Annotated in this window: 8 protein-coding genes; 2 read left to right on the forward strand and 6 right to left on the reverse strand. The window is 34.8% G+C overall.

Features of this window, described 5'->3' with window-relative positions:
- Positions 1-161 precede the first annotated feature (161 nt).
- Both sbcD and EKM00_RS13670 read left to right on the forward strand, forming a co-directional pair.
- Positions 162-1394: an exonuclease subunit SbcD gene (gene sbcD, locus EKM00_RS13665; protein WP_126516549.1), complete on the forward strand. Its 1233-nt coding sequence runs from the start codon at positions 162-164 to the stop codon at positions 1392-1394.
- A gap of 91 nt (positions 1395-1485) precedes the next feature.
- A complete protein-coding gene (locus EKM00_RS13670; protein WP_126516550.1) occupies positions 1486-5154 on the forward strand; it encodes an AAA family ATPase in 3669 nt (1222 codons plus the stop codon).
- Between the two features lie 106 nt (positions 5155-5260).
- Here EKM00_RS13670 and EKM00_RS13675 read toward each other — a convergent pair whose 3' ends face one another.
- The 6 genes from EKM00_RS13675 to EKM00_RS13700 form a co-directional block, all read right to left on the reverse strand.
- Complete coding sequence (locus EKM00_RS13675) at positions 5261-7342, reverse strand: glycoside hydrolase domain-containing protein (protein ID WP_126516551.1); 2082 nt, start codon at positions 7340-7342, stop codon at positions 5261-5263.
- Between the two features lie 9 nt (positions 7343-7351).
- Positions 7352-8614 (reverse strand): YdcF family protein, encoded by a 1263-nt coding sequence (locus EKM00_RS13680; protein WP_126516552.1) that lies wholly within the window; start codon positions 8612-8614, stop codon positions 7352-7354.
- A gap of 58 nt (positions 8615-8672) precedes the next feature.
- Positions 8673-10337, reverse strand: a complete 1665-nt coding sequence (locus tag EKM00_RS13685) for a RagB/SusD family nutrient uptake outer membrane protein (RefSeq protein ID WP_126516573.1) — start codon at positions 10335-10337, stop codon at positions 8673-8675.
- 11 nt (positions 10338-10348) lie between these two features.
- Positions 10349-13750, reverse strand: a complete 3402-nt coding sequence (locus tag EKM00_RS13690) for a SusC/RagA family TonB-linked outer membrane protein (RefSeq protein WP_126516553.1) — start codon at positions 13748-13750, stop codon at positions 10349-10351.
- Positions 13751-13821: 71 nt separating this feature from the next.
- Positions 13822-14430 (reverse strand): sigma-70 family RNA polymerase sigma factor, encoded by a 609-nt coding sequence (locus EKM00_RS13695; protein WP_126516554.1) that lies wholly within the window; start codon positions 14428-14430, stop codon positions 13822-13824.
- Positions 14420-15397, reverse strand: a complete 978-nt coding sequence (locus EKM00_RS13700) for a FecR family protein (RefSeq protein WP_233592307.1) — start codon at positions 15395-15397, stop codon at positions 14420-14422. The genes EKM00_RS13695 and EKM00_RS13700 overlap by 11 nt, the downstream gene beginning before the upstream one ends.
- Between the last annotated feature and the right edge of the window lie 445 nt (positions 15398-15842).

The raw sequence follows: 15842 nt of genomic DNA on the forward strand, positions 1-15842 counted from the left end.
CCTATATATAAGGTGTCATGAGAAACAACTAAATATTCTGGTTTTATTATCTTCGCGTTAGGGATAGTAGTGGAAAGTCAATAAAAAAACTGAAATTGCATCATTATTTAGTCAGAAGCATCTTTTAAAAGTAGTAAAACAATCTCAATAACAAAAAATTCATGTCGTTAAAAATAATACACACCGCCGATTGGCATCTTGGACAGACCTTTTTGCAAAAATCAAGAATTGAGGAACACACCTATTTTATCGATTGGTTGTTAAAAACCATTCAAACGCAGGTTATTGATGCTATTATTATTGCTGGGGACATTTTTGATGTTTCGAGTCCTTCAATTGAAGCCATAAACAAATATCATTATTTTTTGTTGGAGGCTTATAAACTCAAGGTACAAGTTATAATTATTGGTGGCAATCACGATTCAGCGTCTCGATTAAATTCTTATAAAGATATTTTCAAAATTTTAAATGTAAGTATTGTCGGTGGCGATCTTAACAATGTGGGAGAATTAATCCCAGTTTACAAACGCGGAACAACAAATGCCGCAGCCGTTATTGCCGCAGTGCCTTACCTTCGTGATGGTGATATTCGTAAAATTATCGAGGGCGAAACCGTCAATGAAGCCCATGGTTTATTTACATCGGAAGTAAAAAAGCACTACGATAATTTGTTGAAACAAGCAAAAACGAATTATCCAGGTGTACCCGTTATTGGCACGGCGCATTTGTATGTCACCGGCTGTATTCTCAGTGAACCCGCCGAAAAAAGAATGCATTCTTTGGTGGGGACACTCGGACAAATCCCATCGAGTGTATTTTCAGTCGGATATGATTATATTGCCATGGGGCACATTCACAAACCTCAGATGGTCCAACATCCGGATAATGTGATTGCAAAATATGCCGGTTCCCCAATTTCGCTCAGTTTTAACGAACGCAATGATCTTAAAGAAATAACTGTTTTGACGATTGCCGATAATAAAATAGCACATGAATCTCTGCCGATCCCTTTGCAAAGGAGCGTGATACGATTTGAAGGAAAGGCTGATGAAATTATTGAAAAAATAAAATTACATGAACCTTCACAAGTATTGCCAACTTGGGCAGAAATCATAATTACTGAAGCTGTAAATTATATTGACTTTAATAACGAGATAAATGATTTATGTATTGATCGAAAAATAGAAATTTTGAACCGAACTACTAAGTTTACCTCAATTAATAATCAATCAATAAGAGAAGAATATATTGCCGGTACCGATAATAATCCTTTGGATAATATCCCAAAAATCTTTACTATAAGATGCGAAAAAAAAGGAATGAATGAAGAAAGTATTGCCGGAATAATGCCGTTGTTTATGCAGATATTGGATGAAATTAATAACACACATTAGGTTTTCAAAACATTTTTTGACCCAAGCGATAAACCACCGGCAAAGCATTACAGAATTCTGTCCGATTTCAATAAAAAAATAGCATCTTCTTATGAAATCGCTATTATTCCAAATCACAAACAGGAATGAAGAATGGCGATACCATATTCCTTTAAAAAGCAAATATTATCTTAGTATGAAAATTTTAAAAATAAACATCAACAACATACAGTCTTTGAAAGGGGTTCAACCCGAAATTAATTTTACCGATGGAATTTTGGCCCATGCAGGTTTGTATGCTATTACCGGTCAAACAGGAGCCGGAAAATCAACCATCTTGGATGCGATTACTTTGGCGTTATACGGTAAAATAAATCGATATGGCAATGACAAACCGAGTTCTGAAATAATCACTCGCAATCAAAAAGAAGCTTACGCAGAAGTTACTTTTGAGGTGAATGACATCATTTATTTGGCAAGATGGGCAGCTTCATTTAACAAAAACAACAAAATAAATGCTACGGATGACAGAAAATTATATAAAAAAGAGAACGGTGAATTTAGGTTAATTGCCGAAAAAGTATCAAACGTCAATCCAATGATAGAAGAAATTATTGGGCTAAAATACGAGCAATTTACCAAATCCATTTTATTGGCTCAAAATAATTTTTCAGCGTTTTTAAAAGCAAAACCGGATGAACGTGCCGAAATGTTGAGCAAAATAACGGGAACACAAATTTATGAAGAAATCTCGAAGAAGGTTTTTGAGCATACAAAAGCCTTTGAAACTGAAATTAATAACCTAAGAGCCACCATAAACGGAAATATTTTAAATGAAGAAGAATTAAATGCTATTGCCGTTTCATTTGAAGAAAAAGAAAATACGATTAAGGAAATAGAACCGAAATTAACCCGAATTCTAGCGGAAATTGCTTGGTTAGCGGCTGTTGAAAATACGAAAACAGAAATCAATCAGCATAAAAATTCGCTTGAATTGGTGAAGCAACATTTTTTAGATAATATCGAATTATATCAAAAATTAGAGCATTACAGCAAAGCAACACTAATTGAAAAAGATTGGCTAGCTTTTCAAAACAGTGAAAAAGAGTGCGCTAAAAATACCGTAAACACGCAAAGAACGATTGATGAAATTGAAAGTTTAAATAAAATTTTGGCTACCAATGCACCCGAATTAGAATCTGCAATCAAAAAACTAGAAGAAACTCAAAAAGAGCAATTACTTAAAAAACCATTAATTGAAAGTGCCAAAACAACTTTTGGAGCGATTGCAAATAATAATGAAACCCTAAAACAAAATGCTAAAGATTTAGTAACAGCAAAAAGCAATTTCGATTCAAACCTAGAAGATTTGAAGGCTCAAACAGCCAAAAAATCAATCTTAGATTCTGCAATTGAACAGAACCAAAAAACCATTGTACAACATGAAAAATATGGCTCATGGGAAACAGAGAAGGGAGCTGTGATTTTAAAACGGCAGGATATTGAAAAATCTCAAAAAGAAATTGAATCGTTTAATATTGAAAGTTTACAAAAACAGATTTCTGATTATGATACAAAAAATATTGGGATAGAAAAGTTATTGCAAAACACAAGACACGAAAACACTACATTAAAATCGGAAGTTGATTTATTAGAATTACAAAAAAAGGATTCAGATACCTTAGAAAATTTGTCGAAACTAAAAGACAATACAAAAACCGATTTAGAAAACTGGAAGAAATTATTAGAGTATTTTCCAAAATTAGAAAGTCAAAATGATCAATTAAGACTAAATTCTGCCGAATTAATTACCGCTAATTTATCCAGGGAAACTTTAGAAACAGCAATTTTTGACAAAAAAAAATCGCTGGGGATCTTACATGAAAATAAAAACTTAAAACAGTTATTGGCGAGTTTTGAGGAACACCGACACAATTTAAAAGAGGACGAAGATTGTCCGTTATGCGGTTCTAAAGAGCACCCTTATGCCATGAATTTACCTGAAATATTTTCTAAAAATGATATTGACGATGAAATCAAAGATCTAGATTACGAAATTAAATTAAAGGAAAATGAAAAGGAAGAAGCTGTAAAAAAAGTGGCAAGTTCCAGTCAACAAATCATAAACACGAATGCAACTATTGCTGAAATTCAGGAAGCTACTGCTAAATTAAAATACGTTTTACAAGTTGAAAAAGAGTTGAAAATGGAGGATATTGAAGCTGCAATTCTTAATTTGGAAGCTGAATTTGACTTTGTTCAAACCCGGATTAATAAACTATCGGAATTGAATGCAGCTTATGACCGTGTTAATAAATTGTATTCCAATAAAACCAGCCATTTAAATGAAATTCATTTGTCCGATACTGCCTATCAAACTGCCAAAAAACAAATAGACGAAAAGGAAGTTAACATAGCCGAAAATTTCGCTTTTATAAAAAAGATATTCTATTCATTTGATGAGAATTTAGAAGAAAATGACATCGCAGCCGTTTCTGAAATCGGCAAGAAACTAGGGGACAATTTAAGAAAACTGAATGCCGGTAATGAAATTTTAAAAGCCAATCAGACTGAAATTGTAACCGTAAACAATGCCATAACGGCGTTTTCAACAAAAAGTACCAGTTTAGAAGAGAGTGTTTCAAAGTATATAAAAGTAGATGAAGCGCTTAACACTAAAAAAGGTTTGCTAGAGAATGAATTTAGAAATCAAACGGCCAATTTTGAATTAAAATCACCACAAGAGGAAGAATCCCGTTTGCAAATTAAAGGTAAGACGGAACAAGATTCGGTAACCAAATGGAAAGGTAAAAAGGAAATCACCTTGGCTTCCATCAAAAACAAACACGTTGATGTAGGGCAATTGGTTGCCGAAAAATCAGAACTAGATGATGTATTTCGTTTGGCTACAGCCCAATTGAATGATAAGCTGACTGAAAATGGTTTCGAAAACAGTGTCCTATTACAAGAAGCATTAAACTTAGAAAACAGTGTTTTGTTAATTGCACAAAAACAAACATTCGAGACTAAAAAACAACAAATTGAAGGAGCATTGAATGCTAATTTACTCAAACAAGAGGAACTCAATTCCAATCCTTTAACAGCTAAATTAGTAGAAGATTTAAATGTCGAAAAAGTGGCTTTAGAGGAAGAAAAAACCAAAATAAACCAAGAAATCGGGCAATTAAAGGAACAAATCAATAATAATAAAAAAATACAGGAGGAAAATCAACTCATAATTGATGTAATCAAAACAAAAAATAATGTATTCCAAAAATGGGATCTATTAAATAAAACGGTAGGTTCTTCTGATGGCAAAGCTTTTAAAAAATTCGCTCAAGATTTTACGCTTTCCTTATTGGTACAACACGCCAATAAGCATCTAGAAACCATGTTCAACAGATATGAACTTTTTAAAGATGACACCTCAGATGAAATGGAATTGCAAATAAAAGACAAAAACTTTTTTGGGGAAATTCGCAATATTAATTCGCTTTCTGGTGGTGAAACTTTTTTGGTAAGTTTATCGTTAGCGTTAGGATTATCCGACCTTGCGAGTAAGAATACTAAAATCCGTTCTTTATTTATCGACGAAGGTTTTGGATCACTCGATCCCGAAAACTTGAATAATGCATTAGACACGCTCGAGTTGCTTCGTCAAAATGACGACCGCCAAATTGGGATCATCTCACATGTGGAAGAATTGAAAAAAAGAATTACCACTCAAATTCAAGTAAAAAAATATACTAGTGAGTTTAGTACTATTGAAATTGTGGATTAACAACGATGAATTAGCACCAGTATAAAGTACCATTTTGTCGCAAATATCTCGTGTTTTTGCGACAAAATAAAACGATTTAAAATACTGCCAATTCGCATTCTTTTAATTAATCCTCTGCCTCTGTTGTTTTTGAAATCCACTGATTCTCGATTCCCCACTTTTTATTTGGTACAGCAGCAGTTTCAAGGATCAGAGTTCCTCCTTTGCTAATCTCCTCTTGTGTCAACCAATTTCTGTATATTGGCTGGCCGTTTAATTGAGCTGATTGAACATAAAAGTACTCTTTATTATAATTAGACACTTGTATGTGAAATGATTTTCCATTTTCCCAATTTAATTTTACGGACTCAAAGATTGGAGCTGTCAAATAATAAATGGGGCTGCCAATATTTGCTGGAGACAGACCTATACTTCGCATTACAAACCAAGAGGACATCGTCCCTGCATCATCATCCATAGTGCGGACATAGGCTTGGGGTTCGTTTTTATAGATCCTCCCAATATAGGAATCAATTCCCTTGCTATTGTCATTAAAATAAGCCTGAACTACAGTATCCAACATAATATTCCGAAACAGTTTTTGTGATTTCCAGGGTTGGGAACTCGCATTATACAGTCCCGGAACTTGTAAATCCGGCTGATTCGCATGGTTGTAATTGTCCTCCGCAAAAAACTGGTCCAACTGGTTTAAAAAAGGAGTTTCTCCGCCCGTTAATTTTTTGAGACCTGATACATCAAAAGGAACGAACCAGCGATACTGCCAAACAGTGCCCTGATACATTCCGCGAGAAGGCATTTTATCGATATCTTTCTGGGATAAATCAGCGAAATCTTTTTCCCAATAGTGCTTATATTCTAACGCTTTATTCAAATACTTGGCACTCAAAACAGAATCGTTGGTGATTTTCAGAATTTCAGAAAGCGCCCAACTGTCATACGAGGATTCCAAAGCCTTATCAGGTGCATTATATTCCAAACGATCCACTTCGGCGATTAAAGAATCTTTAATAGCATTAAAATTTACAGGATATCCTTTTTTGTAGCCGTCCAATAAGACAACAATCGCATGTTCCGTTCGTACTGTAGGGGAAGATTCGTGTTTTGTAGCCCAATTATTCTTCCCATACGGATACAAATTTGCAATAGAATTTACAATAGGTCCAAAACGTTCTGGATAGGCTAGTGAAAGCATAGGCAATTGTTCGCGATAATTATCCCAAATAGCCCAACCGCTGTAGATTGGACTTGTAGATTTTTGAATGGATCCATCAATGGCTTTATAAGTACTATTGGTTTCCGAAACTAAAAACGGTGCTTGTAATCCGCGGTATAAAAGGGAATAAAATAAAGCTACCCTATCTTTTTCACCCTCAACTTCTATTCTGTTCAAATGATGCTCCCAAACTGCCGCAGTTTGTGAAGCCAATTCTTTCAGGGAAATTACTTCTATTTTTGCTTTGGCGAAAGCCGTACTTACAGAGGAAAAACCAACACGGACTCCCATTTCCGTGGCATCTTCGGGCGCAGTAATACGATATTGATGGTCAGCTGTTTTTCTAATTGTAACCAAATTAGAGAATTCCAACACATAATAAATACGATATATTCCCTTGTCACAAGTGGTTTGAGTATCTATCCAACCACTAATACTTTTGGTTCCAATTTCATGCGCTTCGGCAACAAATCGATTTACAAATGCATGAGATAAATCAATATGCAGCCCTGCTCCTTTTCTAGGAAATTCATATAGATGGAGTCCGAAATTTTGTTTTACACTCATTTGGGCCTGAATCCCATTCTCAAAAGCTACTTTATAAACACCCGGAGAAGCTGATTCCTGTTTTTTGAGTAATTCCGTTTTGTCATCTCCATCTAAAATAGGTTTTATCAAAAGATTTCCTCCACTTCCCAAACACCCGACTCCTTCGATACGGCTGTGGGTAAATCCTAGAAATTCTTTTGCTAAATGCTCATAACCCGAATGAATATGAGGATAAGTTTGCGGGCCAATACTCATCATATTGAAGGGAGAAGAAGCAGCTGGAGACATTTGTCCATGATCTCCTGAAGTACCTAAAAAGACATTTACTTTTTCTACTGTCGATGAGGCTAAATTAGCGCTATTATTTCTTAAAGGCTGGCAAGCTACTGTAACGATTGCTAATCCAAGTACGAGTATTTTTTTCATGGTATACATTTACGGATCTAGGGGATCAATTGGATTTTGATGCAAAGATTCCACATTGGGTAGAAATTCTATCGCAGTCGAATTTAGTCTTTTTAAAATAACTGCAGGCAAATAACCCAATTCTTCCATACAACGCGCATTAAAGTTTGGATTTCCAACATAATCGCTATGATTCGCATTTGTTACTACAATACTTTTTTTGTCAAGAGGCATTTGATACCCAATCATCAATCTGGTTGCATTACGCAAATTAGTTGTGGTGTGCCGGGCAAAAGGATCAATTAGAATATTTTCTTCAGGAATATGATGCACATTCATCAGTTCTTTTTTCATTTCGATCGCCTCACAATAAGTCGCTCTAAAAGGATGGGCATGACCTCCAGAAACAATGATTAGTGGGGCTTTCTTAGCTTCATATTCCAATACTCCTAATTGCAAATTTAATTTTCCAATGACAGACAATCGGTCTTGATAATTTTCCGGGCCGTTACCTAAAATTAGAACAGAAGCATAATCAAAAGCATCGAAATTGATTTGTTTTATATGAGCGATTGCTTTCTTGTTCTCCTTTTCCTCCAAGGGTTCGTAGCGCTCCACCTCATCCCGATGGTTCATATACAACAGTGCTAAGCTAAAATCTAAGCTTTCCTGAAAAAATAGGGCATTCTCTTTCGGCTTCTTATTATGAAGAAAATCTGACCACATAAAGACCGATCCTTTATAAAATTCAGACTGTACATCATAGGAAACTGAATCCATTTTAGCATATTGCGGGGCTTCCCCAAGGTCATAAACTTTCATAATGCGGTTCATTCCTATGGTACAAACTTGCCATGCTTTTAGTAATAATTCGGTATCTGTACTGTTTTTAAAATTCTCGTATTTCCCAGAAGGACGCAAATTATTTTTTACAAAATCTTGCAGTACCTTTTCGTCTTTCATCAAAATTAGAAGTTCCTCATCAATACTTAGGATGTCTTTTTCTTTAAACAGATAATCTGTAATCAAGCAGGAAAGACTGTCTTTGCAAGACTTTAGTTTAGAACCAATCGCTTGTTGCTGTTTCTTAAAAATTGTTTTCAAAACAACATTGTTTTCTAGTAATTGACTGACGGCTTTATCGTTTTGAATGGCAGTCAATAAATAAAAATTCTTGTCCTGAATCACCGAACCTGAAATAGACGAAACATACCCCAATTCAAATCCTTTCGCTTTTTGGCAATAGCCTGAAATAGTTACAAACGCTAGTACTAAATAAATTATTTTTCTCATCTTTTTGTATAAAAAATTGGGCAACCTGGTCGATTGCCCAATTTACTTAAATTTATTTTTAAAAACCGTTATTCTGAGTTACTGTGCCTATTGGCAGTGCATCAATATACCGCTGTGGAAGTGGGAAATATTCGTTTTTCCCTTTGGTAAAGATCGCATTTGTCAAATGCGTTCTTCTTGTTTTTTCAACTTTCAAATAGGCATTTAAAACAGTATCTGCTTCTCCCCATCGAACTAAATTAAAGAAACGGTGGCCTTCCATTGCCAATTCTAAACGGGTTTCTAAATGTACAGCAGCTCTTGCGGTAATTTTATCAGTCCAAATAGCGTTATAAGATTTAATATTGTAGTTTGCTGCGTTTGCGCTTCCATCTAAAGTCTTTACATAAGTAGAGGTAGCAGCACGATTCCGAATTTGATTCACTAAAATTCGCGCATCATCTATTTTTCCAATTTCAATAGCGGCTTCTGCTCTCCATAAAACAACCTCAGCATATCGAAGAATGTAATAATTCAAAGCATTTACATACGGCCAAACAGTAACATGAAAAGCAGATTTAGCAGAAACAATTCGCTTTTTAGGAGCAAATGCCCCGTAAGTTGCTAAATCTCTTGCCCAGCTGTCTTGGTATAAAACACCCAAGTCCTTATAAGGAATTCCTGGACGGCCTATTGTGATATCGATACGTGGATCTACATTATCACTGGATACAACGTTGATGTTGTTTTCCAATGGCAAACCGTTAGCATCCGTTTTAAAGGCATTCACCAGATTCTGTGTAGGACGGTGAAAACCATATTGGGAATAAAATGGACCTCCTGGCGCTGATAAGCGATCTCCAATACTCCCGTTATACGAACTAGGTTGACCATCTTTAACAGAATGTTGTATAGCAAAAATTACTTCCTTATTATTATCATTTTCCGGTAAAAATATTTGCTGAAAATCAGCTAGTAAGCCATAATTACTACTCATTATTTCGGTCGTAGCATCATAGGCTAATTGCCATTTGTTTTGGAAAACATAACATTTAGCCAAATAAGATTTAGCTGCGATCTTGGTTGGTCGCCCTAACTCTGTTTGTGTAACGGGTAGATCGGCATAGGCCAATTGAAAATCGGTTTCGATTTTAGTCCACAATTCCGCTGAGCTGAAAGTCGTATTGGATTTAGCGTAATCAGCTACTGTAGCTGCCGTTTCATCAATATACGGGATACGATTGTATATTTTTTTTAACTCAAAATAAAAATGTCCTCTTAGGAATCGTAATTCTGCCATTCGTTTAACTTTCAAACTGGTTTCAAAATCAGGAGAAGCATTTAACAATCGCATGGCTTCATTTGCCCGTTTCACCCCTTCGTACAGTGCCACCCATTTACGTTCTATATCCAACGTGGTCGAGTTTTCATTGTAAATCTCCATTTGGTGAATATTGTTCTGATCTCCAGTTCCACCACCGCCTTTATAACTGTCATCCGACGTGACATCTCCAAAACTCCAATTCGAACTTGGTGAATTAAGGGCATTTGAGGCTCCGTCAATTTGTCCGTTTAAAACGCTGTAGGCGGATATAATGGCGCGTTCTACATTAGCCGGCTTCGTCATTTCGGAAGGATCAACTTCACCGTATGTAACTTCTTCTAAAAATGTATCAGAACAAGAACTCATTTGAAGTCCTAAAGCCAGAAAAGCTACTATTTTTATTGTGTTTTTTATTCGCATCATTTTTAAATTTAAAAGTTTAAATTACAGCCAAAAGTAAATGTTCGTGAAGTGGGATAAATTCCTCTATCGATACCTATATCAAGATTTCGGTTGCTTGAAGAATAACTTTGCAGCCCAATTTGTGGTGTCAAACCACTATATTTGGTAATTGTAAATACATTACTCGCCTGACCATACAAACGCAATTTCATTCCGGCTAGAACTTCTGGAGCAAAAGTATAACCCATTTGTAAATTGTTTAGTTTAAAATACGAACCATCCTCTACATAATACGAAGAAGGTCGAATGTTGTTATTTCTGTCATCTAAAGACAATCTTGGAATAGAAGAATTAGGATTGTCAATCGTCCAGGCGCCTAATAATGCACTGTCTTTATTATAAGCAGCCTGATTAAAGAAATTAGTTTTGTATTTTGTCAGATTATAGATGTCATTTCCAAAACTTCCGTTAAAAAACATTCCTAAATCAAACTGTTTGTATTTCAAATTGATATTAAAACCCAACATGATATCCGGATGAGGAGAACCAATAAAAGCTCTGTCATTATTGTTAATTACTCCATCACCATTTACATCTTTAAATTTAAGATCTCCTGCTTGCGCATTGGGCTGCATCCCATAATCGGCAACTTCTTGTTGACTGCGAAATAAGCCTTCGGAAACAAATCCATAAAAAGATCCAATAGGTTGCCCAACGGCACTTCTGGATATTTCCTGACCAAAATTTACTGTATGTAGGGAAGAACTAGGAATTCCCAAATAGGCAACACTGTTCAAAGTGGTCAATTCATTTTTGTATCCCGTCAGATTCAAAGCAAGATCATAGGAGAAATTACTAATTTTATCGGCATAATTTAAATCCAATTCAAAACCGTGGTTTTTCATTTGCCCATCATTAATCCATTGTCCGTCATTTGTACCTCCATAAGTTAAGGGAATTACATTATAAACGAGAATATCATTAGTCTCTTTGTTGTAATATTCTGCCGTTACATTTAATTTATTATTAAAAAAACCAAGATCCAATCCAATTGTTTTTTGAGTCGTAGTTTCCCAAGATAAATTCGCATTCGAAACTCTCGTTTGTGTCAATCCTGTTGCAATCACATTTTGCCCTCCAATGGCATAATCAGAATAATTATTATTGTTAGAATAACTATCCACCGTAGAATAGGACGGTAATTCTTGATTGCCGGTTTGTCCCCAACTCGCACGAAGTAAAAAGGAAGTAAATGTGTTTCCAAAATCAAAAAATTCTTCCTTGTCTAATCTCCATCCACCAGAAATTGCAGGAAAGGTACCCCAATTATTATTGGCTAATCTAGAAGTCCCATCTCTTCTAACTGTGGCACTAACGATATATTTTTGATTAAAATTGTAATTCACTCTACCAAAATAGCTGTTCAAAGCCCATTCATTTGCAGTTCCCATATTTAATTGATTTTCGGTGCCATAACTTAAATATCTGAAATTGGGATCTTCATAAAGGAAATTTTGACGAGAAGCACCAAAACCCTCGTAATAATATTTAATCGCTTCTTGTCCTAAAAGCACATCCAGATTGTGTTGACCAAATTGTTTTTGGTAATTTAAAGTATTGGATATCGTAAGTTGATAATTAAAACTATTGCTTGTAGTTAAAGCATTTTTAACATTTTGTGAAAGAATCTCATTAAAAACAGGTGAAAAATTCCTGAAATTATAATTTTGAAAGTCCAGTCCCAAAGAAGTTTTAAATGTAAAATCACTAATTTTTACACTGGCAAACACATTTCCTAAAGCCTGAATTCGCTTTTGTTTGTTTTCTTTGGCCCGCGTTAAACTGCCCAATGGATTCGGAATATCATTGATTGGGTTACCCGCAAAATTTCCGTTGATATCATACACCGGAACAATAGAAGGAAACTGTAAGGCATTGTAAACAATACTTCCCAAAGAGCTATTCGTTCCTGTTGCAACTTGCTCCGAATAAGAAGCCGTAAAATTTTCGCCAATAGTCAGAAAGTCTTTTACTTTATAACTAGAATTAAATCGTGCCGAAAAACGCTCAAAACCAGTATGCTTTATAATTCCTTCCTGATTAAAATAACCAAGTGTAAAAGCGTGTTGACTTTTTTCATCTCCTTTTGACAATGATAAATTATAGGAATGAACTGCTGCAGGTCGCATGATTTCATTAATCCATTTCACATCACCACTTGGAATCGTATTGGCAGCATTGAGAAATGCCGGTATTGTAGGCGAATTAGGATTACTACCATAGATCCCGCTTGATGGAACTTTCCCGTCATTTTTAGTTGCTTGCCAAAGTAAGTCTCCATACTGTTGCGCATTCAACATAGTAGGCAAATTAAATACCGATTGAACACCGGAATACCCATCAAATTGCATTTCAGTTTTTCCAGTTTTACCTCCCTTTTTGGTGGTTATAACGACAACTCCATTAGCCGCACGAGAGCCATAAATAGAAGACGAGGCAGCATCTTTTAATACTTGAAGCGTTTCTATGTCGGATGGATTGATTCCATTTAAACCATTGGAAGCAGGAACCCCATCAATAATTACCAACGGATCATTATTGTTAATAGTGCTAAACCCGCGTACCCGAATAGAAGAGCCTCCGCCTGGGCTATTGTCACTCATGATTTGAACACCCGGCAAACGGCCTTCCAGCATTTCAGTTACATTCGCTTTAGGCTGTGATACAATCTCTTTCATTTTTACAGACGATACTGAACCGGTAACATTTCGTCTTTGTTCTGTTCCATACCCCATAACAACAACTTCGTTTAATTGAGAAGCCGATTCCGAAAGCATTACTTTTATTTCCGTCTGGTTTTCAATATTAATTTCTTTGGTCTCAAATCCGATATAACTCACCGATAAAACCGTTGTATTTGCTGGAACACTAATCGTGAATTTTCCGTCAAAATCCGTTGTTGCAGTGATCGTGGTTCCTACTACAAAAACAGAAGCTCCAGGTATTGGCAAATTAGATTCGTCTAAAACCACTCCTGTAATTTTTCGGTTTTCCTGATTCTTTTTTGCCGTGCTTTTTGGAGTAATCCCAACCAATTCTTTGACTAAAACGCCATTTTTAGTGATCTTAAAATCAAGACTCACCTTAGTTTTCAAAACGGCTAATACCTGATTTAAATCTTGGTTGTTGATGGTAATAGAAATTTTCTTTTGAAGAAATTTTTGGTCGGACATATAAATAAACCTATTGTTTATTTGTCGTTCTATAAGAGTAAAGGTTTGCTTTATGGAAACGTCTTTTAGATTTAAATTGATTTTCTCTTTTTTGACTGCAATCTCTTCAATAGCAATTGTATTTGAAGTCTTTGAATAAGATATTCCATTACCAAACAGAAGCAATAAGGATACCGTTAGAATAATTTTTTGTTTCATTTTATCTGTGATTATTTATTGTTTTTTACAAACCAAAACTGATTTTAGAATAGTTGGTTTTCTATTAATTATTAGATGGAGTTCAGCAACCCTCTTTTTTTATAGGATTCTAAAGCCCTACTAATATATTTAAGTGCAATAGCGATATGATTTTCAACCGTTTTAGGGGTGACGTTTTGAATTTCCGCAATTTCTTTGTATTTTAATCCATCGATTCTACTGAGTTCAAATGCCTGACGTGATTTTTTAGGAATAATATCTAATATTTCACGTATCAAATTAGTATTCATTTCTTTTTGTTCATTTTCAATAATCTCCTGCTCCCTACTGGGCGAAAATATAGAGTTTATAGTTTTTGTTTCTTCGATTTGTTGGTGAAATGGCTCTGATTTTCGTATTTTTTTTAAACTATTTTTCACAATTACATAGATGTAAGATTTAGGGTTTTTAATTGTATCAAGAATATTTCTATTGGTCCACAACTGAATAAAAATATCAGCCACTTTTTCTTCAACAAGGCACGAGTTCGATTCATAACTCATTCCAAAACGGCACAGAGACGTGTAATACCTTTTAAAGAAAAGTTCCATCGCCTCGTATCGACCATTCTGAATTTGCTGAAATAAATAATCGTCTGAAAAGCAATCACTACTAGCCATTTTTGTTGCATTAATTTTCATGGTACTTGGATATCTCGATGTTGTTTTGAATAGTTTTTGTGATGCTTACCTCTGAAATAAACTCCAGAGACGTTATAAATTCATCAATTGTCTGGTTTTTAAAAGCTCCTTTTATATGCTGATTTGCAATGTCAGCATCCTTAATGATAAAATTTACTCCATAGAATTGATTGATTTTTGGGAGCGCATCTTCAAATTTTTCATCATCCAAGATAAGTATATTGTCTTTCCAAGCAGCAACCTTATTCACATCAAAATTTCTTTTGATCACTAACTTGGTTTTAGAATTCCATACTAATTCTTCATTTGGCAATAGGTTAATTTCATCCTTACTTTCTTTAAGCAATACGTTTACTTTTCCTTTTGCCAAAGAAACAGTTTGATCAATGGCATTGCTACTGACATTAAATTCTGTTCCTAAAACTTTCACATCAAAACCATTTGTATGTACAACAAAAGGAGAATTAGTATTCTTCGTAACTTTAAAGAAAGCTTCCCCTTGCAACCAGATGGCTCTTTGTGTACTGAAATCACTGGAATATTTAACTTCACTGCCTGAATTTAAAATAACGGTGCTGCTATCCGGTAACTTAAAAGTTAGCCGCTGCCCTTTAAGGGCAATTTTATGATTGGTATACCCAGAAGGAGTCATTCCTATAAAATAAAAACCCAGACAAAAAACCATAAGAAAAGCCATAGCAAAAACAGCCTTCTTTTTGATAGAAATTTTTACGGATTTTATCTTTTCTGGTTTATTATATTTAGTGATGATTTCCTCAAAAGAAATAGTTCGTATAGGCACTTCACTATTGGGATAATTCATCCAAATGGTTTGAAAATTTTCAAAAACTGCAAGGAGATCATCATCTAAAGAAAGCTCAATTTCAAACACAGATCGCTCTGCTATAGACATTTCGTTGGCAAGATACCGCACACATTTTTTTTCTTTCTGACTAACATTCAACATAAAAAATTCTCTTTACTAATAGGAGTCAAAATAAGAGAAATACCCCTAGTTTTCAATACCATCAAATTGACACGATATCGTTAATGAATTGTTAATCGTCCGGTTTAAATCAGCTTTGAATAGCTGAGCTTGAGAAAACACGCAAAGTCACAGTACTAACAGAGATATCAAAAAAAAGCAATAGCCTTTATTTATGAAAAAGATCCATGATTAATACTTTCCAAAAAAATAACGAAAAGATATTTCCTATTGAAAAAAGCCTATAGTATTGCAACTGGGACAATGAATTTATCACCCCTGGAAAAGCCAAGTCTTATTAGCGTGGAAAATAGTATATAAGGGACTTAAGTACTACTAGATATATTAAAAAACACTTCCATTTCATAAAACGGAACAACATAATAAATAAGGTTTTAACAGTAAGACATTCATTTAACTTCTTTTT

This window comes from Flavobacterium sp. RSP15, assembly GCF_003968755.1.
GTDB lineage: Bacteria > Bacteroidota > Bacteroidia > Flavobacteriales > Flavobacteriaceae > Flavobacterium.

What these genes read in the sequence shown, in the direction of transcription:
- EKM00_RS13695 (WP_126516554.1), bottom strand. Translation starts at nt 14,430, where the DNA reads ATGAAAATTAATGCAACAAAAATGGCTAGTAGTGATTGCTTTTCAGAC.
- sbcD (WP_126516549.1), top strand. Translation starts at nt 162, where the DNA reads ATGTCGTTAAAAATAATACACACCGCCGATTGGCATCTTGGACAGACC.
- EKM00_RS13690 (WP_126516553.1), bottom strand. Translation starts at nt 13,750, where the DNA reads ATGAAACAAAAAATTATTCTAACGGTATCCTTATTGCTTCTGTTTGGT.
- EKM00_RS13685 (WP_126516573.1), bottom strand. Translation starts at nt 10,337, where the DNA reads ATGCGAATAAAAAACACAATAAAAATAGTAGCTTTTCTGGCTTTAGGA.
- EKM00_RS13700 (WP_233592307.1), bottom strand. Translation starts at nt 15,397, where the DNA reads ATGTTGAATGTTAGTCAGAAAGAAAAAAAATGTGTGCGGTATCTTGCC.
- EKM00_RS13670 (WP_126516550.1), top strand. Translation starts at nt 1,486, where the DNA reads ATGAAATCGCTATTATTCCAAATCACAAACAGGAATGAAGAATGGCGA.
- EKM00_RS13675 (WP_126516551.1), bottom strand. Translation starts at nt 7,342, where the DNA reads ATGAAAAAAATACTCGTACTTGGATTAGCAATCGTTACAGTAGCTTGC.
- EKM00_RS13680 (WP_126516552.1), bottom strand. Translation starts at nt 8,614, where the DNA reads ATGAGAAAAATAATTTATTTAGTACTAGCGTTTGTAACTATTTCAGGC.